Source organism: Streptomyces sp. NPDC058964 (assembly GCF_042741275.1).
Taxonomy (GTDB): domain Bacteria; phylum Actinomycetota; class Actinomycetes; order Streptomycetales; family Streptomycetaceae; genus Streptomyces.
The window spans coordinates 5,040-6,087 of record NZ_JBHYKH010000531.1 but is presented as its reverse complement, the minus strand read 5'-3'; the positions used below and the strand labels follow the sequence as shown (position 1 = coordinate 6,087).

The 1,048-nt window shown below is 81.8% G+C and carries 1 pseudogene; it reads left to right on the top strand.

Annotated elements, in window-relative coordinates:
• A pseudogene (locus tag ACFW2E_RS39325) lies at window positions 1–1,048 on the top strand (hypothetical protein); the annotation flags it as partial.

Genomic DNA, 1,048 nt, shown 5'->3' with positions numbered 1-1,048 from the left:
GGCCCCCGCCCGCCCCCCCGCGCCCGCGGGTGGTTCGCCCCCCGGGGCGGGGGCGGGGGGGGGGGGGGGGGGGGGGGGGCGCCCCCGGGGGGGGGGGGGGGGGCCCCGGCCGGCGGGCGGGGCCGACGCGGCGGCCCGGGCGGCCGGGGCCGCGCGGGCGACCGGCCGCTGGCTGCACTTCGTCCACGCCAAGGACGGCCTGCCCGCCGGGGCCGCCCGCACGATCGCGGAGCGCGCCGCGGAACTGCCGGACACGGTCGACGTCCTCCTCTTCGACCACGTCACCACCACCTGGGAGAAGTCCGGCATGCCGTCGGCCGACGGACGCGTCCTGGCGCGCGCGGGCCGCGCCGGCCTCGCCCTCGACGACGCCGCCGGCCTGCTGCGCCTCGCCCCGCTCCTCGGCAACCGCGCCCTGCGGGCGGACTTCTGGCGGGCGCACGAGGAGTCGCTCAACCGCGAGGACGAGCCGTACGCCGCGTACGCCGCCCTGCTCCACGCAGACCGGGTCGCCTGTCTCAACCAGGTCGCCCACGAGAACCGCCGGCTGCGCCCCCAGAGCCTGCCGCGGCCCACCCCGGAACACCGCTACGCGCTCGTCGACCGCTACGAGGCGCTCCTGTCCCTGGCCAAGGACCGCCCCGCCGCCCGCGCGGTCCTCTACGACGTCATGGTGGGCGACCTGCTGCGCACCTTCGCCCGTGAGGACATGCCCGGCGCGGTGGCCCGCGAGTTCTTCCGCCGCTCCTCCCTGGCCGCGGTCCGCTGGCGCCCCCAGGACCACCGCCGCCCGGCGGGCCCGGAAGGCATCCGCCGCGGCCTCCTCGAAGAGGGCGCCTACGGCAGGTACCGCGCCTTCCAGGCCGCCAACCGCACCCGCCGGGCCGCCAGGTCGGCGGTGCTGACCCGCAGACGCCGGGTGGGCGCGAAGCTCCGCGACCACCAGTACCGGGGGGGGGGGGGGCGGCCGCCGCCCCCCCCCCCCCCGGGCGGGGGGGCGGCGGGGGGGGGCGCGGGGGCGCGGGCCCGCCCCCCCCCACGCCCCCCC